This window comes from Acidiphilium sp. 20-67-58, from assembly GCF_002255515.1.
Classification (GTDB): Bacteria; Pseudomonadota; Alphaproteobacteria; order Acetobacterales; family Acetobacteraceae; genus Acidiphilium.
In genome coordinates, this window is the sequence record NZ_NCAS01000003.1 from 19533 (window position 1) to 36514 (window position 16982).

Annotated in this window: 15 protein-coding genes and 1 tRNA gene; 6 read left to right on the forward strand and 10 right to left on the reverse strand. The window is 68.9% G+C overall.

Translation table 11 applies throughout. The annotated features are described in order from the left end of the window. Window positions 1-40: 40 nt before the first annotated feature. A complete protein-coding gene (locus B7Z76_RS02095; RefSeq protein WP_408736361.1) occupies window positions 41-874 on the reverse strand; it encodes a S24 family peptidase in 834 nt (277 codons plus the stop codon). Between the two features lie 152 nt (window positions 875-1026). Here B7Z76_RS02095 and B7Z76_RS02105 point away from each other — a divergent pair, with 152 nt between their 5' ends. Together B7Z76_RS02105 and B7Z76_RS02110 are read left to right on the forward strand one after the other, a co-directional pair. Further along, window positions 1027-1257, forward strand: a complete 231-nt coding sequence (locus tag B7Z76_RS02105) for a hypothetical protein (RefSeq protein WP_174504492.1) — start codon at window positions 1027-1029, stop codon at window positions 1255-1257. A gap of 54 nt (window positions 1258-1311) precedes the next feature. Then, the gene (locus tag B7Z76_RS02110) at window positions 1312-2112 is read left to right on the forward strand and encodes a carbon-nitrogen hydrolase family protein (RefSeq protein ID WP_291341839.1); all 801 of its coding nucleotides are present in this window, start codon (window positions 1312-1314) and stop codon (window positions 2110-2112) included. Between the two features lie 181 nt (window positions 2113-2293). Here B7Z76_RS02110 and B7Z76_RS02115 read toward each other — a convergent pair whose 3' ends face one another. After that, window positions 2294-3544 carry a DNA methyltransferase gene (locus tag B7Z76_RS02115; protein WP_291341842.1) on the reverse strand — a complete coding sequence of 417 codons (1251 nt, stop codon included), beginning with the start codon at window positions 3542-3544 and terminating at the stop codon, window positions 2294-2296. 504 nt (window positions 3545-4048) lie between these two features. On the opposite strand from B7Z76_RS02115, the gene B7Z76_RS02120 reads away from it, so the two are divergent. After that, on the forward strand, window positions 4049-4192 hold the full coding sequence (locus tag B7Z76_RS02120; RefSeq protein WP_174504495.1) for a hypothetical protein: 144 nt from the start codon (window positions 4049-4051) through the stop codon (window positions 4190-4192). 177 nt (window positions 4193-4369) lie between these two features. On the opposite strand, the gene B7Z76_RS02125 is transcribed toward B7Z76_RS02120, so the two are convergent. The 4 genes from B7Z76_RS02125 to B7Z76_RS02140 form a co-directional block, all read right to left on the reverse strand. Continuing rightward, complete coding sequence (locus tag B7Z76_RS02125) at window positions 4370-5386, reverse strand: ribonucleotide-diphosphate reductase subunit beta (protein WP_291341845.1); 1017 nt, start codon at window positions 5384-5386, stop codon at window positions 4370-4372. Window positions 5387-5663: 277 nt separating this feature from the next. Continuing rightward, entirely contained in the window at window positions 5664-6473 is an 810-nt protein-coding gene (locus B7Z76_RS02130) for an ABC transporter ATP-binding protein (RefSeq protein ID WP_174504497.1), read from the reverse strand. Window positions 6474-6476: 3 nt separating this feature from the next. After that, window positions 6477-7358 carry an ABC transporter permease gene (locus B7Z76_RS02135; RefSeq protein WP_174504498.1) on the reverse strand — a complete coding sequence of 294 codons (882 nt, stop codon included), beginning with the start codon at window positions 7356-7358 and terminating at the stop codon, window positions 6477-6479. Window positions 7359-7425: 67 nt separating this feature from the next. Continuing rightward, window positions 7426-7500, reverse strand: a tRNA-Gln gene (locus B7Z76_RS02140). Between the two features lie 172 nt (window positions 7501-7672). On the opposite strand from B7Z76_RS02140, the gene B7Z76_RS02145 reads away from it, so the two are divergent. After that, on the forward strand, window positions 7673-8875 hold the full coding sequence (locus B7Z76_RS02145) for a pyridoxal phosphate-dependent aminotransferase (RefSeq protein ID WP_174504499.1): 1203 nt from the start codon (window positions 7673-7675) through the stop codon (window positions 8873-8875). A 318-nt stretch (window positions 8876-9193) separates the two neighbouring features. Next, window positions 9194-11071 (forward strand): ribonucleoside-diphosphate reductase subunit alpha, encoded by a 1878-nt coding sequence (locus B7Z76_RS02150; protein WP_291341849.1) that lies wholly within the window; start codon window positions 9194-9196, stop codon window positions 11069-11071. A gap of 88 nt (window positions 11072-11159) precedes the next feature. On the opposite strand, the gene B7Z76_RS02155 is transcribed toward B7Z76_RS02150, so the two are convergent. From B7Z76_RS02155 to argH, 4 genes are read right to left on the reverse strand one after another with little or no spacing between them, the layout of a single operon-like run. Continuing rightward, window positions 11160-13493: a DUF4175 family protein gene (locus B7Z76_RS02155; protein ID WP_291341851.1), complete on the reverse strand. Its 2334-nt coding sequence runs from the start codon at window positions 13491-13493 to the stop codon at window positions 11160-11162. Beyond that, on the reverse strand, window positions 13493-14809 hold the full coding sequence (lysA, locus tag B7Z76_RS02160; RefSeq protein WP_291341853.1) for a diaminopimelate decarboxylase: 1317 nt from the start codon (window positions 14807-14809) through the stop codon (window positions 13493-13495). Before lysA ends, B7Z76_RS02155 begins: the two co-directional genes overlap by 1 nt. Further along, window positions 14806-14934, reverse strand: a complete 129-nt coding sequence (locus B7Z76_RS02165; RefSeq protein WP_255540109.1) for a hypothetical protein — start codon at window positions 14932-14934, stop codon at window positions 14806-14808. The genes lysA and B7Z76_RS02165 overlap by 4 nt, the downstream gene beginning before the upstream one ends. Then, window positions 14931-16376 carry an argininosuccinate lyase gene (gene argH, locus B7Z76_RS02170; RefSeq protein ID WP_174504503.1) on the reverse strand — a complete coding sequence of 482 codons (1446 nt, stop codon included), beginning with the start codon at window positions 16374-16376 and terminating at the stop codon, window positions 14931-14933. The genes B7Z76_RS02165 and argH overlap by 4 nt, the downstream gene beginning before the upstream one ends. Between argH and B7Z76_RS02175 the strand changes: the two genes are divergently transcribed. Continuing rightward, window positions 16375-16977 carry a TlpA disulfide reductase family protein gene (locus B7Z76_RS02175; RefSeq protein ID WP_174504504.1) on the forward strand — a complete coding sequence of 201 codons (603 nt, stop codon included), beginning with the start codon at window positions 16375-16377 and terminating at the stop codon, window positions 16975-16977. The two genes, argH and B7Z76_RS02175, sit on opposite strands and share 2 nt — an antisense overlap. Window positions 16978-16982: the final 5 nt, after the last annotated feature.

Sequence of the window (16982 nt, forward strand, 5' to 3'; positions counted from 1 at the left end):
TCTCCTTACAGCCCCGCCGCGCCGGCGGGAAGAGCGCGGTCTACTGGCTGATCCATACGATGCGCTGGAGGGCTACGACCGCCTCGGCCGGCAATGCGCGCGGCGCGGCGGCGGGGGTGAGCGCGGCAAGGTCGATCCGCGAGATGGTGCGGCGGAGCAGGCGGCCGGCGACGAGGCCGCCCGGCGCAAGCCGGGCCACCACGAGATCGCCCATCCGCACCGGCGCATCCGGCGGGACGATGACGACATGGCCGCGCCGGCAGACCGGCTCCAGCGAATCGTCCTCCACCACGAGGGCGAAGAGATGCGGATCATCGACGATGCCGGCCTCGGCAATGACCCGTTCCAGCCGGCGCCAGCCTGTGCCGCTGGGATAACCCTCGTCGTCGAAGGACTCGTCATCGGCCGCGCCGAGGCCGATCACCGGCACCGCGCGCCAGACCGTGCCGGGCTGGACGGCGTCGGGCTCCGCCAGCGTCTCGGGCGGCGCGTCGTCAGGCGTTGCGGGCCCGGCTTCCGCCAGCGGTTCGTCGGGGATCATCGCGGCCTGAGCCGCGTCAGTAATCATGGCCGGTGCCGCGTCCGGCCTCGCGGCCTGAGCCGCGTCCGTCATCGCGGCTTGAGCCGCGTCCGTCATCGCGAGCGGGCTGCCAGCGGCCAGTGCCGCGAAGGTTTCGAATCCGGTTTGGCTGGCGGCCAGGATCTTGGCGATGCTCTCGGTGGAAGGCCAGCGCAGCCGCCCGTCCGGCGCGCGCCGCTTGGAGAGGTTGAAGCTGGTCGGGTCGAGCCCGGCGCTGCGCGCGAGCGCGGAGGGCGAGAGCCCGCGCTGCGCCGCCAGGGCGTCGATCGCACGCCAGATATCGTCATGCTGCATCGCGTTGGTCTTAACGGATTTACCCGGTTTGGGAAGAAAGATTTGCGGTAAACGGACAGTTAATGCTTGCGCATAATACAACCTGTGGTTATTTTGTTCTTGTTATGTTCCTATCGGCCAGCCGGCCGGTGGTCACGCTGAGGAGACAGACCATGGCTTTCATCCTGCGCAACCTTTCCGTCCTCGCCTATGCCAACGGCTTCACTCTCTGGCACTACCGCGCAGGGGAGGGGGCGCTCGACACGCTGGGCGATGTCGGCTTTTTCGGCCCGGCCGCCGACCTGATCGCGCCGGGCGACATCGTGATGGCCTCGGGCGCCGCCGGGGCGCGGATGGGGGCGATCGCCCGCAGCGGCGACCAGCTGGTTCTGGCATCGATGTAAGGGCGGGCGCCGCGCCGATTGCCCCGCTGCCGGGGCGGGTCTATGCATCGGGGCATGAGCATCACCCTCGCCCTCTGCCAGACCGAGGGGCGGTTCGCCGATCCGGCGGGCGCACTCGACCTGCTCGCCGCCGAGGCGCGGGATGCCGCCTCGGCTGGCGCCGACCTCCTGGTGCTGCCCGAATTGTTTCTCTCCGGCTACAATCTCGGTCCGGCCCGGGCGCGGGCGCTGGCCCTCGCCCCCGAGAGCCCGGCGCTGGCCCGGGCGCAGGAGATCGCCCGCGCGGAAGGCCTCGCGCTCTGTTTCGGCTTCCCCGAGCTGGTGGGCGATGCGGTGGCGAACAGCGCGGCGCTGATCGACGAGGCCGGCGGCGTGCGACTGATGTATCGCAAGGCGCATCTCTTCGGCGATCTCGACCGCGACATGTTCGCCGTGCGGGGCGAGGGGTTTCCGCTGGTCGCCTGGCGCGGGCTCAGCCTTGGCGTGGCGATCTGCTATGACATCGAATTCCCCGAAACCGCGCGGGTGATGGCGCTGGCGGGGGCCGACCTCGTTCTGGTGCCGACGGCGCTGATGCCGCCCTATCACGTGGTGGCGGAGGCGCTGATCCCCGCCCGCGCCTATGAGAACCAGGTCTACATCGCCTATGCCAATCGCTGCGGCAGCGAGCCGGGCCTCGACTATATCGGCCAGTCCTCGATCTGCGGGCCGGATGGCGCGGTGCTGGCCCGGGCGGGGGCGACGCCGACCCGGCTGCTGGCCCGCATCGATCCTGCCCATCTGGCCGAAACCCGCCGGCGCGACACGCTGCTGGCCGACCGCCGGCCGGCGCTCTACGGCGCCATCGCGTCCTAGTGTCCTGCCCCTGAAATTCGTGGGTGAATTTCAGGGACAAGCAGGCCACTAAACTATTGTTTTTTCTAGTGTCCCGAATCTGAAATCCGATGGATTTCAGATTCGGGACACTAGAGCGCTTTCCGATCCTCTCGGATCGGATGCCGTGCTCTACCATATTGATAAACAGAGCATCATCCGATCAGGTGATGCTCTGACCGCCGCCCCCGCTCCGGCGCAGCAGCACGACGCGGTTTGAATTCGTCCCGCGGGTGAAATTGCTCACCCCCCAGCAATTCGACGTCTTGGTGAAAAGCTGCCGGTTGACCAGCACGCCCAGCCGCTCGAACGGCAGGCCCGCCGCCGCCTGCCAGACCTGCCGTTCGAGCAGGATTCGCCCGCCTCGCACCTCGCCCACCTCGAAGGCGACATGCCCGCCCGGCCGGACCAGCCGGGCCAGCTCGGCGAGCGCGCGCCGGATCATCGCCATCCAGCCCGCCGCGCCGCGGTGCTGGCCGAGCGCCGCGGCGCCGGCATCGAGCCCGGCGAACCAGCAGCGCAGCCAGTTATCCGCCGCGTAGTCGACGACATCGAGAAAGGGCGGCGAGGTCACCGCGAGCGCGACCGCGCCGGCCTCGAGCGGGATGTCCCAGGCCGGGCCGGTGAACAGGCAGGGGTGCGCGCCGCCCAACACGGCACCACCCGGCATCATGCCGTCGCGCAGCAGGGCGCGGGATTTGCGCAGGATCAGCGCGGCGATATCGCGCTCCGGCGGCGCGAGGCCGAGCCGCGCGTTGATCCGCAATTGCGATGCGACCGACACCGCCTGGTTGGGCGGCATCGAGCGGCCGGAGAAGAAGCCGGGGGAGTGGCCGGCGAGGCGGTTGAGCGCCACCATGCGAATCCAGTCCGCGACCGGATCGGGGCGGTCGTCGCCGGGCGGCGCGCGGGCGTCGATCCAGTCCCGCAGCGCCTCGAGCCGGGCCAGGGTTGCCGGGTGGTAGAAGGCGAGCAGCTCGGGCCGGCGGACCGCGCCGCGCGACCAGTCGACCCGGCGCAGCGCCGCCTCGACCGCGTCGGGCCCGACCGGCCGCAGCCGTGGGCGGCACATCATCACCCCAAGCCCGCTGATGTCGTTGCCGCCGGCGCGCCGTCCCATCAGGGCGGCCTGCAGCGGCGTGGTGCCGCGCCCCATGAACGGGTCGAAGACGAGATCGCCGGGGGCGGTGAGGCGGGAGATGAAGAATTCCGGCAGTTGCGGCTTGAAGCAGGCGCGATAGGAAATCTCGTGGATCGCATGCGCCTGGCGCTGCCCCGCGGTCCAGAACGCATTGACGAAATAATCGATTCCCTCGGCGCGTTCGTGGAGCGTCGCGCTGCCGGGCGCGGCGAAAGCGAGAATGTCGCGAACCAGAGCAGAGTCCGCGGCAAGGGCGGGCTGCGTTTGGCGCATGGCTGAACCATATCAGCCCGGCGCTGCGGCTCCAAGCGGCGAGATCGCCGGCTGAACCGGGCATCATGGGGGAGATGACATCAAGTCTTCATTTGCCCGTGCGGCGCCGGCTGTTAGAAGCGCGCGTCACGAACGATCGATGCGGTTCGAGGCTCCCACGACTACCCGATGGGATGATCCTGTCCGATTTGGCAAGGATACAACCATTATCAACACGATAGAGTGATGCGCCCGGCCCGCGAGGGCGGACGTTGCTCTAACAGAACAAGATGCGGAATCTTCCGTATCGTTTCCGGTTCTCGCACCGGAAGCGAAACGGTTTGTTAACGTCGCCCGCCTATTGCTGCCGCGTCCGCGCGCCGGGTTCGCGGTAGTGTCTCCACCAACTGATGACAGGTCGCCATGTCTGCTCTCACCGACGAAGCCCCGCCGCCCGACCGTCCCGGATCGCGGCCCCAATCCCGCCCCGAAGCGCGTACTGAAACTCGTGCCGAGTCCCGCTCCGTGTCCCGATCCGAACCGCGGTTCCTGCCGCCCGAGGACAGGCTGCTCTGGCCGCAGCTCTTCCCCTATCGCCGCCGCCGCGGCCGGGCTGCCCTCCACCCCGCGCCCCGGCAGGAGCGCGAGAGCGAGGAGAACGCGGCGTAGAGCATCATCCGATCAGATGGAATCATCTGATCGGATAAAGATGCTCGGTTTATCAGTATGACAGAGCACTACATCCGATCCAAAAGGATCGGAAAGTGCTCTAGGACACTGTCCGATCCTGACGGATCGGACATCCTGCTCCGCTGCGCGCCCCGGCTGGGCCCAGATCAGATCAGATCAGGTCCAGGCCTCTTCCCAGGAGCCGACCGTCGAGGCCTTGCTGTATTCGGTGGCGCGGTTCTCGAAGAAATTCGCGTGCTCGACCGCGTTCAGCATCTCGTCGAGCCAGGGCAGCGGGTTCTTGTCGACATTGAAAAGCGGGTCGAGACCGAGCTGCAGCAGCCGGCGATCGGCGATGTAGCGGATATAGCGCTTCACCTCTTCCCCGGTCAGCCCTTCCACCGCGCCGAACTCGAACGCGAGGTCGATGAAGGCGTCCTCATGCTCGACGATGGTGGCACAGCACGTATAGAGTTCCTGGCGGAGCGTCTCGGTCCAGATTTCCGGGTTCTCGGCGACGAAGGTGCGGAACAGCCGGATGATTGACAGGCAGTGCAGGCTCTCGTCGCGCACCGACCAGGAGACGATCTGGCCCATCCCCTTCATCTTGTTGAAGCGCGGGAAGTTCAGCAGGATCGCGAAGGAGGCGAAGAGCTGCAGCCCCTCGGTGAAGGCGCCGAAGGCGGCCAGCGTCTTGGCGATCTCGTGCTTCGAGTCGACGCGGAATTCCTGCATGTAGTCGTACTTGTCCTTCATCTCCTTGTATTTGAGGAAGGCCGAGTATTCGACTTCGGGCATGCCGATGGTGTCGAGCAGATGCGAGTAGGCGGCGATGTGGATGGTCTCGATGTTCGAGAAGGCCGAGAGCATCATCAGCACCTCGGTCGGTTTGAACACCTGGCTGTAGTGCTTCATGTAGCAATTGTTCACCTCGACATCCGCCTGGGTGAAGAAGCGGAAGATCTGGGTGAGCAGGTTGCGCTCGCCCTCGGTGAGGTTCCGGTGCCAGTCCTTCACGTCGTCCGCGAGGGGGACTTCCTCGGGCAGCCAGTGCACGCGCTGCTGGGTCAGCCACGATTCGTAGGCCCAGGGGTAGCGGAACGGCTTGTAGACCGGGTTTTCGGTCAGCAGGTCGAAATGCGGCGGCGTCTCGACCGGAATGGGGGCGGCGGTGTCGGGCAGGGTAACGGACATTCGGGACGATCCTTGAGGGCGTGAGAGGCAGACATCAGGCGGGCGACGGTGACCCCGGCGGCCGGCCCCTGGCGCGCCGTCCACCGGTGCGGCGGCGGCTCGGTTGCAGGGAAGGGGGCATGATCACCGGTTTGATTCGCTCCCCACACTATGGGGGCAGAGCCGCCATCCGGCAACCCGGATCGGCGGCGCCTCATGCCGATTTTCACCCGATCTTGTGGCGAGTGCTGGCTTATCCACAATATGTTGTGGAGGGCGCGGCGTCCTGTGGCAGCGCTCAGTCCTGCGCCGGCAGCCGGTCGGCGACATCGCTCCGGCCATGCGCGGCAACCAGCTCGTCGTATTGCTGCGGCGGCAGATAGTCCGCGAGGACCTGCATCGGCAGGCCATCGGCGCGGATCTGCCCGCCCTCCAGCCAGAGCAGCCGGTTGCACCACTCCACCAGGATCGAGGGGCTGTGGCTGGCGAGCACGAGGATGTCGGCATGGCGCACCATGCCCTCGACCCGCCCGCGCGCCTTTTCCATGAAGGCGGCGTCGCCGGCGAGAATCCACTCGTCCATCAGCAGGATCTCGGGGGGAAAGGCGGTCGCCATCGCGAAGGCGAGGCGCACCACCATGCCGGAGGAATAATTGCGCACCGGCAGGTCGAGGAACTGGCCAAGCTCGGAGAAATCCTCGACATCCGCCTCCAGCCGGTCGATCTCCGGCCGCGGCAGGCCGAGGAAGCGGCCGCGCAGGCGGATGTTCTCCCGCCCCGTGAGATCGGGGTTCATGCCCTGCCCGGGATCGAGCAGCGATTGCAGCCGCCCTTCCATCGACAGGGAGCCTGCGGTCGGCTGGTAGATGCCCGAGAGGGCGCGCAGCAGGGTGGTCTTGCCCGAGCCGTTCGAGCCGATCAGCCCGAGCCGGTCGCCGGTCTTCAGCGAGAAGGAGATGTTGCGCAGCGCCTGCACCACCGGGCGGCTGCGCCGGTCCTGCGCGAAGCGCGACGAGGCATGGCCGAGCAGGGTTTTCTTCAGCGACCGGCTATCCCCGTGATAGAGCGGAAAATCCACCGAAATGTCGAAGGCGGTCAGATATGCCATGGTCTAGACCCAGTAGGCCACGCGGCCGCGCATCCGCGCGAAGCCGATTGCCGCGACGCCCACCAGCAGCGCCGAGACGCCGATCGCGGCCAGCACCAGCCGGGTGCTGATCGGGGTGCCGAGCAGCGGGGCGCGCAGGATTTCGAGGATGGGATAGAACGGGTTGAGATCGATCAGCAGCCGGCCGATCGGGTGGCTGTCCAGCACCTTGGCGTACCAGATCACCGGGGTGATGAAGAAGGCGATCTGCATCACCGAGAGGATGATCTGCGGCAGGTCGCGGAACCGCGCGCAGAGCGCGCCCATCAGCAGCGAGATCGCCAGCGCGTCGATCATCCAGAGCGCCAGGGCCGGGATCGCCAGCAGCGAATACAGGCTCTGATGCACGCCCATGATCAGGAACACGACGACGATCACGATCAGGTTATGCCCGAGCACGATCGTGTTGCGCACCACATTGCGCGCGGCGTGCACGCTGAAGGGCATGCGCGTGCCCTTGATCAGCGTGTCGGTCTGGGTGAAGCAGGTGCTCCCCTCCGAGATCAGCGTGTTGAGATAGGTCCACAGCACCAGCGAGATCGCGAGATAGGGCAGGTAGGTATGGATATCGGTGTGGAACAGCACGCCGTAGAGAAAGGCCATGGCGCCGACCTGCACGCCGGTCGAGATGGTCAGCCAGAACGGGCCGAGCGCCGAGCCGCGATAGCGCAGCTTGATGTCGTAGAACGCCAGCGTCCAGACCAGCTGCCACAGCCGCACGCCCTCCGCCATGTCGGCGAGCGCGAGCCGCGCCCGCTGCCCCCAGCCGCGATCGGCCGAGAGGGTGAAATGCGCCGTGCCGCGGAAGCTGGTCGGCAGCGGCGCTGCGGTCTGTGTTTCGTTCATGTCGGAACCCTGCTCCTGCCCGGTCCGGGCCGTCCTGATCCAGGCCAGAGGCGAAGCCCGCCGGCGCTGGCTGGGGTGGGAGGATTCGAACCTCCGCATGGCGGAATCAAAATCCGCTGCCTTACCGCTTGGCTACACCCCATCCGGGCCTGACTGATATGGCGTTGCCGCCGGCTCGGCAAGTCCCGCCATGTGCAGTCATGTGCGGCCATGTCCCGCCATGTGTGCAATTCGGGCCGGATGCCACGCCGCGCCCATGTTCATCGCACCATAGTTCGGTTACATCGAGGCCGTTGTCACGGGGAGTATCGCACATGAACCTGATCGCCGCACGCCTCAATCGCATCAGCCCGAGCCAGACGATCGCCATCTCGACCAAGGCGCGTCAGCTCAAGGCCGAGGGGCGCGACATCATCAGCCTCTCCGCCGGCGAGCCGGATTTCGACACGCCCGACCACATCAAGCGCGCCGCCATCGCCGCGATCGAGGCGGGCGAGACCAAATATACCGACGTCGCCGGCACCATGGCGCTGCGCAAGGCCGTCGCCGCGAAGTTCAAGCGCGACAACGGGATCGACTACACGCCGCAGGAAATCATCGTCTCGACCGGCGGCAAGCAGGTCATCTTCAACGCCATGCTCGCCACGATCGAGGCCGGCGACGAGGTGATCATCCCGACGCCGTGCTGGGTCAGCTACCCCGACATCGTCCAGCTCGCCGAGGGCAAGCCGGTCTTCGTGCCGTGCAGCCAGAACAACGGCTTCAAGCTGCGCGCCGAGGATCTCGAGGCGGCGATCACGCCGAAGACCAAGTGGCTGATGCTGAACTCGCCCTCGAACCCGACCGGGGCTGCCTATTCGGCGGAAGACCTCCGTCCGATCTGCGACGTGCTGCTCCGCCACCCCGACATCTGGGTGTTCACCGACGACATCTACGAGAAGCTCGTCTATGACGGGTTCAAGCCCGCCACCATCGTCGGCGTCGAGCCGAAGCTGCGCGAGCGCACGGTGACGATGAACGGCTGCTCCAAGGCCTATGCGATGACCGGCTGGCGAATCGGCTTCTGCGGCGCGCCGCTCGCGCTTACCAAGGCGATGGACAAGCTGCAGAGCCAGTCCACCTCGAACACCTCCTCGGTCAGCCAGGCCGCGGCCCTCGCCGCGCTGGAAGGCCCGGAGGATGCGATCGATGTCATGCGCGCCGCCTATCGCGAGCGGCGCGACCTCGTGGTCGCCATGCTGAACGAGGCGCCGGGCATCACCTGCGCGCGGCCCGAGGGCGCGTTCTACGTCTTCCCCTCGATCGCCGGCTGCCTCGGCAAGACCTCCGCGGGCGGCACGAAGATCGTCGATGACGAGGCCTTCGTCACCGCGCTGCTCGAAGAGCAGGGCGTCGCCGCCGTGCATGGCAGCGCCTTCGTCTATCCCGGCTATTTCCGGGTCAGCTACGCCACCTCGACCGAGGCGCTGCGCGACGCCTGCACCCGGATCCAGACCTTCTGCCAGGGGCTGCGCTGAGCGCCACTGGTTGACAACAGATTGGGGAACGTTCCGATCCGAAAGGAGCGGAACGTGCTCCAGAACCCGCGCGATGCGATTCGCGCGGGTTTTCTTTTGCCCAGTGCTGTCCGCGCTTGCTGTCCGCGCTTGCTGTCCGCGCTTGCCGGCCTCCGGCGTCTTGGCTATCCTTGGAACAAACAATGAACACGCTTGCCGCCGCGGCACCGACTCGGGGCAAGAGAAATTTTTTGGACCAACTTGATCTAGTGTCGATTGCGCGCGGCCTGCCCAATATGTAGTGATGGGGGCGCGCTGAACCGAGGAGCTGCAACTGCGATGAACGCGATCAACCGACCCGAACCCGCATTGCTCGACACGGATGTCCAGATCCGCGGGGGCCACCAGATCAGGGTCGACCGCTCGCGCGACCAGCTGCTCACCGAATTCGGCCGCGCCACGCTGAACGACCGCTACCTGATGCCCGGCGAGGGCTATCAGGACCTGTTCGCCCGCGTCGCCTCCTATTACGGCGACGACGCCGAGCACGCCCAGCGGCTGTATGACTACATCAGCAAGCTGTGGTTCATGCCGGCCACCCCGGTGCTCTCGAACGGCGGCACCAAGCGCGGCCTGCCGATCTCCTGCTTCCTCAACGAAGCGTCGGATAGTCTCGAAGGCATCGTCGATCTCTGGAACGAGAATGTCTGGCTCGCCTCCAAGGGCGGGGGCATCGGCTCCTACTGGGGCAATCTCCGCTCGATCGGCGAGAAGGTCGGCCAGAACGGCAAGACCTCCGGCGTGGTTCCCTTCATCCGGGTGATGGACAGCCTGACGCTGGCGATCAGCCAGGGCTCGCTGCGCCGCGGCTCGGCCGCCGTGTACCTGCCGATCTCGCATCCCGAGGTCGAGGAATTCATCGAGATCCGCCGCCCCACCGGCGGCGACCCGAACCGCAAGGCGCTCAACCTGCATCACGGCATCCTGGTCTCCGACGCGTTCATGCGCGCCGTCGAGGCGGACGAGATGTGGTCGCTCACCTCGCCCAAGGACGGCGCGCATGTCCGCTCCGTCTCTGCCCGCTCGCTCTGGATCCGCATCCTCACCGCGAGGATCGAGACCGGCGAGCCCTACATCATCTTCGGCGACCATGTGAACAACGCCCGCCCCGAGCACCACAAGCTCGCCGGCCTCGAGGTGAAAACCTCCAATCTCTGCGCCGAGATCACCCTGCCCACCGGGCTCGACCAGCACGGCCAGCAGCGCACCGCGGTCTGCTGCCTGTCCTCGATCAATCTCGAGACCTGGCTCGAATGGCACGACAATCCGCAATTCATCGAGGACGTGATGCGCTTCCTCGACAATGTGCTGCAGGATTTCATCGACAACGCGCCTGATTCGATGGCCCGCGCCAAATACGCCGCGATGCGCGAGCGCTCGGTCGGCCTCGGCGTGATGGGCTTCCACTCGCTGCTGCAAGCGCTCGGCATCCCCTTCGAGAGCGCGATGGCGAAGGCGTGGAACATCCGCATCTTCCGCCACATCCGCGCCGGCGCCGATGCCGCCTCGCGCAAGCTCGCCGAGGAACGCGGGCCCTGCCCGGATGCCGCCGAATATGGCGTGATGGAGCGCTTCTCCCACAAGATGGCGATCGCGCCGACCGCCTCGATCTCGATCATCGCCGGCAATTCCAGCCCGGGAATCGAGCCGATCGCCGCCAACGTGTTCCTGCAGAAGACCCTGTCCGGCAGCTTCTCGGTGCGCAACCGCCACCTCCAGCTTCTCCTCGCCGCCAAGGGCCGCGACGATGAGGAAACCTGGTCGAACATCACCGTCAACAAGGGCTCGGTCCAGCATCTCGACTTCCTGACCGACGATGAGAAAGCCGTCTTCAAGACCGCCTTCGAGCTCGACCAACGCTGGGTGATCGAGCACGCCGCCGACCGCACGCCCTATATCTGCCAGAGCCAGTCGATCAACGTGTTCCTGCCCGCCAATGTGCACAAGCGGGACCTGCACCAGATCCATTTCCAGGCCTGGAAGAAGGGCGTGAAGTCGCTCTATTACTGCCGCTCGCTGTCGATCCAGCGGGCCGACACGGTGAGCGAGAAGGTGCAGCGCCACGAGCATGGGGACGCCGCCCCTATCGCCAAGCTGCCGCCCGCCGCCGCGGCGACCAGCACCACCGATTACGAGGAATGCCTCGCCTGCCAGTAGAGCGAGTGCCGATAAAGCACGGAGAATAGAGATATTTCCGAAGGCCGCCGCGCATTGCCGGCGGCCTTACGCCGTTCGGCGCCGCGCCTCACTCCCCGCCCAGCAGCCTGCCGTAATAGCGGTGCGCCTCCGCCGGCAGGTCCGGCGTCTGGTCGCGGCGGATCAGCGCGTTCTCGATCTGCCGCGCGGTGGAATGCTGCCCCGCCTTGCCGAGGCTGACATCGCTGGCGTTCTGGTTGCCGAACGCGCCCTCGCCGCCGGCCGCGTTCTGCCCCGCCGCCACCTGCCCGCCGCCCGCCGGGCTCTGTCCCGCCATCGCCGCCAGCGCGCCCGCCGCCTGTTGCAGTGCGGCGATCGCCTGCCGCTCGCCGGAAAGCGCCGCCGGAATATCGCCGGTGCCGAGCGCGTTACGCGCGGCGGTCATCGCCAGCTCGCCCTGGCCGAGCGTGGACTGGCCGGGCAGGCCGGCCCCCTGCATCGCCCGGGCGGCGGCGGCAAGCTGGCTGCGCAGCCCCTCCTGACTCTGTGCAAGGCCGGCAGCACCGGGCTGCGCCGGCAAAGCGGGCTGGCCACCCGGCGCCGGCATCGCGTCGCGCCGCGCGGTCCGGTCCATCAGCTTCGCTTCCCCGCGCATGATCGCGGCCAGCCGGCGTGCGGCCGCTTGCCGCTGCTGCTGTTGCTGTTGTGCTGCCGCCGAACCGCTCGCCTGCGGCGCGGTCAGCCGGTTCAGCATCTGCCTGAGCCTTGCCATGTCGCGCTCGGCCTGCGCCGTCTGCCCGGAGGCCAGCTCCTGCCGGATCTGGTGCGCCAGCCGGTCGATCGCCGCCCGCTGCGCCGCCTGCTGTGCCTGATCGCCGCGCGCGGACCGTGGCGTGGCGTCCTGCCGCGCCTGCATCGCCCGGTCGAGCCGCTGCATCAGCTGCCGAAACCGCGAAGGCGCCGTCTTCTGGCCGGACATGGGATGGGATAATTCCCGGGAAAGCTCATGGCGCAGCGCCTGCGCCGCCGCGTCGAGCTGGCGCGTCGCCTCGTAGGCGGTGCCAAGCTCGGCGCGCTGCACCAGCGTCCACAGCCCCGCCTCGGCCTGAGCGTAATCCGGGGTTTTCGGCCCGAATCCGGCGGCGAAACGGGCGAGTGCCGCGCGCGTCTCCGGCGTCAGCTTGCCCGGCGGCGCGGCGGCGAGGCTGCGGAGCCGCGCACCGAGCGCCGCGCGCCCCGGGGTGCCGCGCTCCAGCGCCTGGCGGATCGCCTCCAGCGCCCGCGCCGTCGGGTCGTGCAGCGCGGGCGCGGGCAGGATGAGTTGCGCCGGCGCCGATGAGCCGGTCTGGCCGTCGCGGTTCACCGCCTCCAGCGTCGCCGCCACCTTCATGCCGGCGAGCGGGCTGGCCAGCAGGTCGAGCCGGGCGCTGCCGGCGAAATCCTCGCCCTGCGGCTTTGCCACCGGCAGGGCGGCCCGGTCGGCGACGCCCCCCGGCGCTTCCACCGGCCGCAGCATGAGGCCGAGACGGGTCAGCCCGTAGCGGCTGCTGCCGCGCCAGGCGAGGCCGACGCGCCGCGCCGCCGGGGTCGGCGCCGGTGGCGCGGCGAAGCCGATTCGCGGCGGCGTCGGCGCGATCACGGTGATCGTCTTCCGGGCGATCCGGTTCCAGAACGGCCCGATGCTGAGCGTCGTCGAGCGGTCGAGCGTCTGCTGCGCGCGGAAACTGCCGGTGCCGATCCCGGCGAAACCCAGCGCCTTGCCGCCGATCCAGGCCGCCGGCGCGGCATTGCCGGCGCCGGTGACGATGATGGCGAGCGTGGAGCCGGCAAGTGCCGTCACCTTGTCCGTGCCGGCGCCGATCAGGCGCGGCGTCGCCCCCGCCCAGCGCGGCGGCGTGATCCAGGCCTGTACCGCAAGGCCCGGCCGGGCGAAGGGCGAGGTGAACTCGACACTGGCCGCGAGCCGCGATCCGGCCTGCGATCCGGCGGCGATCCAGGCGGCGATCACGCCGAGCAGGAGCAGGAAGCGCAGCGCGAACGGATCGTGTGCGGCGAAATCCGGCCGTGGCAAACCCACCCTGGCGGTGGCGAGGGCGCGATCGGTGCGGGCGCGATGCGCTTCCCAGAGCGGTGCCGCGCCGGCCAGCGCCGGCTCGTCGCCAAGGGCTGCGAGCGGGCGGTGCGGCAGGTGGGAATCGCGCTCGATCCTTCGGTCGGCTGCCTCCGGCGCGGGCGGGCGATAGTGCGTGATCGCGTGGCGCAGCGCGAGGCCAAGGCCGATCAGCGCGGCGAGATCGGCCCGCCAGCCGCCGAACCCGGCAAGCCCGACGATGAGGAATATCGCGATTACGCCGGCCGGCAGCATCGCGGCGAGGGCGACGGCCTCGATCACCAGAACGCGGCGCGCCCGCCGCCGCAGCCGGGCGAGGCGCGTCGCCGGCATTACCGGCGCTGCGGCACGATCTCGTCGCGCCAGAGATCGTCGAGCGCCTGCCGCCGGCGGATCAGCTGCGGCGCGCCATCGGCGATCATCACCTGGGCTGCCAGCGGCCGACCGTTATAGGTGCTGCTCATCGTCGCGCCATAGGCCCCGGCATCGAGCAGGGCGACCAGCGCGCCGGGCGCGAGATCGGGCAACTCGTAACTGCCGAACCGGTCGCTGCTCTCGCAGACCGGGCCGACCGCCTCGGCCGGCAGCGGCGCGCCGGCGGCATCGGCGGCGGCGACGGGGACGATGCCGTGAAGCGCGCCATAGAGCGCCGGGCGCATCAGGTCGTTCATCCCGGCATCGAGCACGACGAATCGCTCGGCACCGGCGCGCTTGACGAGCGTCACCCGGGCGATCAGCACGCCGGCCGGGCCGACCAGCCAGCGGCCGGGCTCGACGATCAGCTCCAGATCCTGGCCGCCGAGCACGCGGCGCACCATCGCCGCCTGCGCCGCGAAGGGGAAGGCGGCGCCGTCGTCATAGGGAATGCCGAATCCGCCGCCGAGATCAAAGCGGCGCACCGCCAGCCCCTCGCCGCGCAGCGTCTGGATCAGCCCGAGCACCCGCTGATACGCCGCCTCGAAGGCGGCGGGGGCGAAGATCTGGCTGCCGATATGGGTGGAAAACCCGACCGCCGCGATGCCGGGCAGGATGGCGGCGCGGCGGTAGAGCGCGCCCGCGTCATCGAAGCCGATGCCGAACTTGTCGCCCTTGCGGCCGGTGCTGATCTTGTCGTGCCCGCCGGCGGCGACATCCGGGTTCACCCGCAGCGCGACCGGTGCCGCACCCCCCATCGAAGCGGCGATGCCGGAGATCATCTCCAGCTCCTCGGCGCTCTCGACGTTGATCTGGCCGATCCCGGCTTCGAGCGCGCGGCGCAGCTCATCCTCCCGCTTGCCCACGCCGGAGAACACCATCGCCCCCGGCACGATCCCGGCGGCGGCGGCGCGGGCGAACTCGCCGGCACTGGTCACATCCGCCCCGGCGCCGCCGGCCCGGACCAGGCTCAGAATGGCGAGATGGTCGTTCGCCTTCACCGCGTAGCGGATCGCCGGCGCCAGCCCCTCGGCTGCGAACGCGGCGCGCAGGCCGGCGAGCCGCCCCTCGATCGTCGCGGCGCTATAGACCCAGCTCGGCGTGCCATGGGCGGCGGCGATGGCGGCGAGCGGCACGCCATCGAGGCACAGCCCGTCCATCGCGTGGAACGACAGGTTCGGCCGGGCGGCAACGAGGCGGCGCCAGGCCTGGTCGCTGGTGAGGGCGTTCATCATTCGGAGGGATATTGGTGAGGATAGGTGATCTGCCCCGCCGGGCCGGGCGGCGAGGGCGCGCCGGCGCGGCCGCAGGCGGCGAGGGCGGCGCAGGCGAACAGGACGAGCAGCAGCCCGCGGGTCATGCCAGCGCCTCCTGCCAGCGCGCCGCGGCGCGGGCGACATTGTCCGGCGCGGTGCCGCCCAGGGTACGCCGCGCGGCGACCGAGGCCTCGATGGTCAGCACGTCATACACCGCCTCGGTGATCCGCGGCTCGATCTCCTGCATCACCGCGAGCGGCAGGGCGACGAGGTCGAGCCCGCGCGATTCCGCCGCACTCACGATCTGCCCGGTGACGTGATGGGCGGTGCGGAAGGGCAGGCCGAGATCGCGCACGAGATAATCGGCAAGATCCGTCGCGGTGGCGAAATCGGCGCCAGCCACCGCGCGCATCCGTGCTGCGTCCGGCTCCATGTCGCGCACCATGCCGGTCATCGCGGCCAGGCACAGCTCGGCGGCGTCGGCGGCGTCGAACACCGGCTCCTTGTCCTCCTGCATGTCCTTCGCATAGGCGAGCGGCAGCCCCTTCATCACCGCGAGCAGCCCGGTGAGCGCGCCGAAAATCCGCCCCGCCTTGGCCCGGGCCAGCTCGGCGGCGTCAGGATTGCGCTTCTGCGGCATGATCGACGAGCCGGTGGTATAGGCGTCGGACAGCCGGATGAAGCGATAGGGCGCGCTGGTCCAGATGATGATCTCCTCGGCGAAGCGCGAAAGATGCACCGCGAGGATGGAGAGGGCGGACAGGAATTCAAGCGCGAAGTCGCGGTCGGACACCGAATCGAGCGAATTCGCGGTCGGCCGGTCGAAGCCGAGGGCGGCGGCGGTCATGCCGCGATCGATCGGGAAGGTGGTGCCGGCAAGGGCCGCGGCGCCGAGCGGGCATTCGTTCAGCCGCCGGCGCGCATCGGCAAGGCGGCCGCGGTCGCGCCCGAGCATCTCGACATAGGCGAGCAGGTGATGCCCGAGCGTCACCGGCTGGGCGGTCTGCAGATGGGTGAAGCCGGGCATGATCGTCGCCGCGTGCTCGGCCGCGCGGTCCGCCAGCGCGCGCATCAGCCCGCGCACCTGCTCGTCGAGACTGTCGATCGCCTTGCGCACCCAGAGCCTGAAATCGGTCGCCACCTGGTCGTTGCGGCTGCGCCCGGTATGCAGCCGCCGCCCGGCCTCGCCGATCCGCGCGACCAGCCAGGCCTCGATATTGGTATGGATGTCCTCGAGTGCGGGGTCGAAGGTAAAGGCGCCATCGGCGATCGCCCCGGCGATCTCGCCGAGCCCGGCGCGGATCGCCGCCTCGTCCTCGGTCGAGATGATGCCCTGCGCCGCCAGCATGCCGGCATGGGCGAGGCTGCCCTCGATATCCTCCTGCCAGAGCCGCTGGTCGAACCCGATCGAGGCGTTGATCGCCTGCATCACGGATGCGGGACCGGCGGCGAAACGTCCGCCCCATTGCAGGCGGGATGGTTGCGCTCCGGCCGGTTCGGCACCAGAATTCGTCGTATTCGGATTGGAAGAGGTATCGGCGGTCATGCGTTTCGGGCTTTCTCGGCGGCGGTTCGCGCAACTGGGTGCGGGTCTTGTCCTGCCTGACTTAACTTCGCTCGCCGGGATCGGCAAATCCGCCGCGGCGATGACGCTGCCGGATGTCGGCCCCAATCTCGACGCCACCGTGCCGCAGCCGGTGCCGGATTTCCATTTCCTCGACGCCTCCGGCCGGCGGATGACGCTGGCCGCCTTCCGCGGCGAGGGGCTGGTGGTGAATTTCTGGGCCACCTGGTGCCCGCCCTGCCGCGCCGAACTGCCGACCCTGCTGGCGCTCGACCCGAAGATCCGCGCCGATGGCCTGCGCGTCCTGCCGATCTCGGTGGACAGCCAGGGGATCAAGGCGGTGCGCCCCTATTTCGCCCGCCACCACATCACCGGCGTGCCGATGCTGCTCGACCCGAGTTCGAGCGCGCTCGATGCGTTCAACATCGGCGGCATCCCCTTCACCGTGATCGTCGACCGCGCGGGGCAGATGGTCGCCTCGCTGCAAGGGGCGGGGGATTGGGACACGCCGGCGACCATCGCGCGGCTGCGCCGGCTGGTGGGGCCGAAATCGCACGCCGCACCGTCCACCACGTCGACCTGATCCGC